Below are 5,904 nucleotides of genomic sequence, written 5' to 3' on the forward strand. Positions count from 1 at the left end.
CGCCCGGAGGGGTCGGTCGCGGCGCCCTTCGCCACCCGCGGGACAGCACGGTCCCGCGGAACGGCTCAGCTCTGCGGGACGTTCACCAGCGGCGCGACCATCAGCACGGTGCGACGCGGGTTGGCGGTGGAGGACGGCAGCTCGGTGGCGTAGGTCGCGACGTCCTCGGCCCTGCGGGCGCCCGGGACCTTGCCGAAGTCCTCGACCGAGGCCAGCGTCGTCCGGCGCGGGTTCGCCGTGGAACCGCTGGAGAGCGTGGACTGGGTGGCGTTCTTCGCCTGGGACATCGCGTCAGCACCTCAAGGTCGTGGCCGGGCGATCCCCGGGGATCGGCACCGGCCTGAGTGGTTCGGGGAGATTCCGGGCAGGCTGATTCGGGGCCGCGCTCCGGAGACAGCCAGGTTACGGATCTCTTTCCACAGCGACCGTGACCAAAGCTACACATACACCTGTGATTTTGCTCACAAATTGAGAAGCAATTCTCTTATATCCGACATATCGCCGCATCAGCTTTTACCGGCATACCGGATATATCGGGCATATCCGAAGCTCTACGACTCTTGTTGATCTCGGACCCGCTTGGCATGCATCTGACGAGTGTCCGAAAAAGGCGGTATTCCGGTCCGGTTGGCGCACAGTCAGTGAGAACCCGCGCGCAGTGGGTAGCACCGCCCGGTGTGCCCTGGCGGCCCTTGTTGGGATTCCCCGGCTGTGCTGGAATGCCACGGACCGTGGGTAGGGAGTAGTCCACCCCGGTGACCCGCTCTCCCGGACCGGCCGGGGTGCGGATGGAAACTCCACACCGTCCAGGCTGCGGCGACGCGGCGGGACGCCCGGTCCAGAGGTTGCGACGCCAGTGCAGGGACGTTTCAAAAGGGGTAGCGGCGCCGCGGGTGACCCGGAGTCGCGTGAGCCCACGACAGCCCCCCAGCAGGCGGCAACGCCCGGCGGCCCGGCCGAACCGGCGCCCGAGGTGATCGGCCGGCCGGAGGAGGACGGGGCGGACCGGAAGTCGACCCGGGACAAGCTCCGCACCACGCTGACCCGCCGACGGGCCAAGGGCGTGAGCCGGCTCGCCATGCGCAACTGGCGAATCCGGAGCAAGCTGATCGCCCTGCTCGCGCTGCCGGTCATGGTCGCGCTGGTCCTCGGTGGCCTGCGCATCCAGACCTCGCTCGAAACCTCGCAGCAGCTGGCCCAGATGGCCAACCTCTCCGATCTGGCCAAGAAGGCGACCGACCTCGCCAACGCGCTGCAGAACGAGCGGGACATCAGCGCCGGCCCGATCACCGCCAAGCCGAACGCACCGCTGGACGACGACATCGTCGCCGCCCGCAAGGTCACCGACGACCTCAGCCGCACCTTCACCGCGTCCTCGGACAAGTTCGAGAACCTCGAACTCTCCGGCGGGAAGGCGCTGCTCTTCCAGATCCGCAAGGACCTGAACTCGGTCTCCGACGCCCGTGGCACGCCGTACCAGAACAACCAGAACATCCAGGCCACGATCACCGCCTACGACGTGATCATCCGCGACCTGCTGTCGATCACCCAGGACATCGCGCTCGCCTCCAACAACCGCGAGCTGGTCCGCTCGACCCGCGCCCTGCAGCAGTTCTCGCTGGCCAAGAACTCCACGTCGCAGCAGCGTGCGCTGATCAGCGCCGCGCTCGCCAACCCCGACGGCCCCAACCTCAGCCTGAGCGACGAGTCCTTCGGTATCCGGCTGCGCTCGTCCTACGACAACGCGCTCACCGGCTTCAACAACATCTACACCTCGCACGACCTGGACAACCTGCGCGGCCAGCTGAGCTACAACTCGGTGGTCGCCGCGGCCGACCGCTACGCGCGCTCGATCCTCCAGCAGAGCGGTATCCACCAGAGCGAGACCGTCAGCTTCAAGGACTGGTACGAGCAGTCCACCGCCAAGATCTCCGCCGAGCGCCGCATCGAGTCCAAGCTCATCGAGGACCTCGACGGCAAGGCCCAGGAGCTCCAGTCCCAGGCCGACACCGAGGCCCTGATCATCGGTGCCGCCGTCGCGCTCGTGCTGCTCGTCGCCCTCGGTGGCGCCGGTCTGATCGCCCGCTCGATGGTGCGCTCGCTGACCCGTCTGCAGGCCGCGGCCGAGGACGTCGCCGAGCGGCGGCTCCCGGAGCTGGTCAAGACGCTCTCCGAGAGCGACCCGCACGACGTCGACGTCACCGTCGAACCGGTCGCCGTCGACTCCGCGGACGAGATCGGCCACGTGGCCCACGCCTTCGACATGGTGCACAGCGAGGCCGTCCGCCTCGCCGCCGAGCAGGCCCTCCTCCGCGGCAACATCAACGCGATGTTCACCAACCTGTCGCGCCGCAGCCAGGGCCTCATCCAGCGCCAGCTGTCGCTCATCTCCGAGCTGGAGAGCCGCGAGGCCGACCCGGACCAGCTGGCCAACCTCTTCAAGCTGGACCACCTCGCGACCCGTATGCGCCGCAACGGCGAAAACCTCCTCGTCCTCGCCGGTGAGGACCCGGGCCGCCGCTGGACCCGCCCCGTCCCGCTGGTCGACGTGCTCCGCGCCGCCGCCTCCGAGGTGGAGCAGTACGAGCGCATCGAACTGGCCTCCGTGCCGTCCGCCGAGGTCGCCGGCCGCGTCGTCAACGACCTCGTCCACCTGCTCGCCGAGCTGCTGGAGAACGCCACCTCGTTCTCCAGCCCGCAGACCCGCGTCCGGGTCACCGGCCACGCGCTGCCGGACGGCCGGGTGCTGGTCGAGATCCACGACACCGGTATCGGCCTCAGCCCGGACGACCTCGCCGAGATCAACGAGCGCCTCGCCAACCCGCCGACGGTGGACGTTTCCGTCTCCCGCCGCATGGGCCTCTTCGTGGTCGGTCGCCTGTCCCTGCGGCACGGCATCCGGATCCAGCTCCGCCCCAGCGACTCCGGCGGCACCACCGCGCTGGTCATGCTCCCGGTGGACGTCACCAACTCCGCCGACCGCCGCGGCGCCGGCCGGCCCGGCCCGGCGCAGGCCAAGCAGCAGCGCGGGGTCGCCCCGACGCCGCGCCAGCAGCGTCAGATGCCCGGCGGCCCGGGCGGTGCCCCGGCCGCACTCGGCCAGGGCGCGCCGGGCGGCACCCCGCAGAACCGGCCGCAGCTCGGCCAGGGCGGTCCCGGCGGACCGAATACCCCCGCCGGTCAGGGCGGTCCCGGCGGTCAGGGCGGCCTGCCGACCCGGCAGGTCGGCCAGGCACTGCGCGAGACCCCGGCGGCCCCGGCCGGCCGGGCCGGCGCCCAGAGCCAGCAGAACCCGCAGAACCCGCAGGGTGGTCGGCCCGCCGCCGGCCAGCAGGGCGGCCTGCCGCAGCGCACCCCGGGCCGGCAGGGCCCGGCCCAGGGCGGCCCCGGCGGTGCGCCGCAGGGCGGCCCCGGTGGTCTGCCCCGCCGCGGCCAGCAGACCGGTGGTCCGCAGGCCGGCGCTCCGCAGGCCGGCGCTCCGCAGGCCGGCCCCGGTGCCGGTCGGCGCCCCGGTCAGGAGCGGCCGCGGGCCGAGGGCGGCCCGGCCGCCCGGACCGCCGAACAGCCGCAGCACGGCTGGGCCGACCAGCCCGGCCGACCCGGCGGTGCGCCGCAGGGCACCCGCCCGGGCAACCGTCCGCAGGACGGGCTCCCGCAGCGCCAGCGGCCGGGCCAGGGACAGGGACAGGGCCCGCAGGGCCAGGCTCCGCAGGGCCAGAACCAGCCGGGCCAGGGCCGACAGGCCCCCGGCCGGCCGGGTCCGCAGGGTCCCCAGGGGCCGCAGGGCCCGGGTCAGGGTCGTCCGCAGCGCCCCGGAGCGGGTGCGCCGCCGCAGGGCCGCCAGCCGCAGCTCCCGCCGCAGCAGGGCCAGCCCCGCCAGCAGCCGCAGCAGATCCAGCAGCAGCAGGCCGCCCAGCCGCTGCCGTCGGCCGAGTCCGCGTCGCTGGAGAGCACCCAGCAGTTCGCCCGCCCCCGGTTCGAGGCCAGTGACATCGACCCGCGCGACCCGCTGGGCCTCGGCCTGGTCGAGCCGGTCCTTCCGAGCGTGCCCAACCCGGCACTCCCGGAGCCGGTCCGTCCGGAGCAGGCCGCCCAGCAGCAGCCCCAGCAGCCGCCGGCCCGTCCGGAGCCGATGGCCCTGCCCACCGGTCCGTCCGACGGCGGCGCCCCGGCCGAGCAGGCCCGGTACGGCGAGGAGGCCCGCCCGGGCCAGCCGGGGTCCCGGCCGCGGGGGTACCAGCCGCGCCGTCCCGGGACCACCGCGCCGGGCTTCGACGAGGCACCGGGTCGCCCGGCTCCGCAGGCCCGTCGGGCCGCCCAGGCCCAGCAGCAGCAGCCGCAGCCGCGCGCCGAGGCCCCGCAGGGCCAGGCTCCCCAGGGCCCTGCTCCGCAGGCCCAGGCCCAGCACGCCCAGGCCCAGGCTCCGCAGGGTCCGCAGGGTCCGCAGGACGGTCTCGACGACGCCCCGTGGCGTCCGTCCGCCAACGACGAGCGCTGGCGGCGGGCCGAGCAGGTCCGCGAGCCCTCGACCAGCGGCGTCACCATGTCGGGCCTCCCCCGGCGGACCCCGCAGGCCAACCTGGTCTCCGGGACCGCCGAGTCGTCCCCGCTGACCGGTCCTCAGGTGTCCCGCGCTCCCGAGGAGGTGCGGGGCCGTCTGACCAACCTTCGCCGCGGTATCCAGCAGGGCCGCCGGGTCGGCGCCGAGCAGGCCGCCGGCCAGGGCCCGGGCCAGCCTCAGGGCCAGGCCCAGGGCAATCAGGCCGGATTCCGCCATGGTGCCCAGCAGCCCGGGTTCGATAGTTTCGGGGGCCGGACCGACGGCAACGCCGCAGATCATCAGGAGCGTTGAGTTGAATCAGATGAGCCAGGCCGCACAGAACCTGAACTGGCTGATCACCAATTTCGTGGACAACACCCCCGGGGTGTCGCACACGGTGGTGGTCTCCGCGGACGGCCTCCTGCTGTGCATGTCCGAAGGGTTCCCCCGCGACCGCGCCGACCAGCTCGCCGCCGTCGCCTCCGGCCTCACCTCCCTCACCACCGGCGCCAGCCGGATCTTCGAGGGCGGCGAGGTCAACCAGACCGTCGTCGAGATGGAACGGGGCTTCCTCTTCCTGATGGCCGTCAGCGACGGCTCGGCACTCGCCGTCCTGGCCGCCCCCGACTCCGACATCGGTCTCGTCGGATACGAGATGGCCCTGCTCGTCGACCGGGCCGGCGCCGTCCTCACCCCCGCACTCCGCGCAGAACTCCAGGGCAGTCTCCTGCACTGAGTGCACTGAGCGGGTACCCCACCCGTCCCACCTCCCCGCCGGGTCCGACCCGACCGGACCCGGCGTTCCACCCTCAGCTACCCTCAGGCAGCTGATTTCGCCTCAGCTGGCAACCACCCCAGCTGGAACCGGCTGCCCCAGGCTGCAGCACAAGGAGGACCCATGACCCCGCCTTCGACACCCGCCGGCTCGTACGGCAGCGGGTACGGCAGCGGCTACGGCGGGCAGTCCGACGGCTACGAGCAGCAGCCGCTGGTCCGCCCGTACGCGATGACCGGAGGCCGCACCCGGCCCCGGTACCAGCTCGCGATCGAGGCGCTGATCTCGACGACGGGCTCCGCCGAGCGCACCGGCGGCCTGCTGCCCGAGCACGCCCGGATCGTGAACCTCTGCCGTGAGGTCAAGTCCATCGCGGAGATCTCCGCACTGGCCGGCGTCCCGCTCGGTGTCGCCCGCATCCTCGTCGCCGACCTGGCCGAGGCCGGCCTCGTCGCCATCCACCAGCCCGCCGCCGCGGGCGAGTCGGGCGGAACGCCCGACGTCACGCTGCTCGAAAGGGTCCTCAGTGGACTTCGCAAGCTCTAACGCGGCCGCCCCCACCCGCGCCACCACCTCCGCGAAGATCGTC

At 73.0% G+C, this 5,904-nt stretch carries 4 protein-coding genes; 3 read left to right on the forward strand and 1 reads right to left on the reverse strand.

The window, feature by feature from the left end:
* Positions 1-65: 65 nt before the first annotated feature.
* On the reverse strand, positions 66-287 hold the full coding sequence (locus tag ACFWOG_RS39080; RefSeq protein WP_329882844.1) for a hypothetical protein: 222 nt from the start codon (positions 285-287) through the stop codon (positions 66-68).
* A 686-nt stretch (positions 288-973) separates the two neighbouring features.
* On the opposite strand from ACFWOG_RS39080, the gene ACFWOG_RS39085 reads away from it, so the two are divergent.
* The 3 genes from ACFWOG_RS39085 to ACFWOG_RS39095 all read left to right on the forward strand — a co-directional run bounded on the left by ACFWOG_RS39085 (position 974) and on the right by ACFWOG_RS39095 (position 5,861).
* Positions 974-4,852, forward strand: coding sequence for a nitrate- and nitrite sensing domain-containing protein (locus ACFWOG_RS39085; protein ID WP_380364358.1), 3,879 nt, complete (start codon positions 974-976; stop codon positions 4,850-4,852).
* A 10-nt stretch (positions 4,853-4,862) separates the two neighbouring features.
* Positions 4,863-5,276, forward strand: a complete 414-nt coding sequence (locus ACFWOG_RS39090; protein WP_043468791.1) for a roadblock/LC7 domain-containing protein — start codon at positions 4,863-4,865, stop codon at positions 5,274-5,276.
* A 162-nt stretch (positions 5,277-5,438) separates the two neighbouring features.
* Positions 5,439-5,861 (forward strand): DUF742 domain-containing protein, encoded by a 423-nt coding sequence (locus tag ACFWOG_RS39095; protein ID WP_329881598.1) that lies wholly within the window; start codon positions 5,439-5,441, stop codon positions 5,859-5,861.
* Positions 5,862-5,904 lie beyond the last annotated feature (43 nt).

It is taken from the genome of Kitasatospora sp. NPDC058406, from assembly GCF_042722765.1.
Taxonomy (GTDB): domain Bacteria; phylum Actinomycetota; class Actinomycetes; order Streptomycetales; family Streptomycetaceae; genus Kitasatospora.

Excerpts from the sequence above, each read along its gene's own strand:
- ACFWOG_RS39095 (WP_329881598.1), top strand. The coding sequence starts at position 5,439 with ATGACCCCGCCTTCGACACCCGCCGGCTCGTACGGCAGCGGGTACGGC.
- ACFWOG_RS39080 (WP_329882844.1), bottom strand. The coding sequence starts at position 287 with ATGTCCCAGGCGAAGAACGCCACCCAGTCCACGCTCTCCAGCGGTTCC.
- ACFWOG_RS39090 (WP_043468791.1), top strand. The coding sequence starts at position 4,863 with ATGAGCCAGGCCGCACAGAACCTGAACTGGCTGATCACCAATTTCGTG.